A 220-nucleotide genomic window follows, 5' to 3' on the forward strand; every position below is an offset into this window, starting at 1 on the left:
CCCGCAGCTGCTTTGTGGCAAAGGTCAATGTGGCCTCCTGCACCTCTTCCAGCTGGTTGATCTTCCGCTCGATTTTGGCGGCGCAGTTGGCGCAGTCCAGGCCGTCGATGAGATAGGTCTTCCGCCGCATTCCCTGGGGTACACCCTCCCCCCGGGGGGTAATGGTTGCTGTGCCCTCCACACTGCGGGCGATCTCCAGCATCCGGGGCAAGAGGGCGTC

The 220-nt window shown here is 63.6% G+C and carries 1 protein-coding gene; it reads right to left on the minus strand.

The genetic code is table 11. The features are described from left to right. Positions 1 to 220, minus strand: a 220-nt coding sequence (locus H6A25_RS12620; protein WP_243423372.1) for a cation transporter, incomplete at both ends; no start/stop codon positions are given.

This window comes from Intestinimonas butyriciproducens (genome assembly GCF_016901775.1).
In the GTDB taxonomy this organism is placed as follows: Bacteria; Bacillota; Clostridia; order Oscillospirales; family Butyricicoccaceae; genus Pseudobutyricicoccus.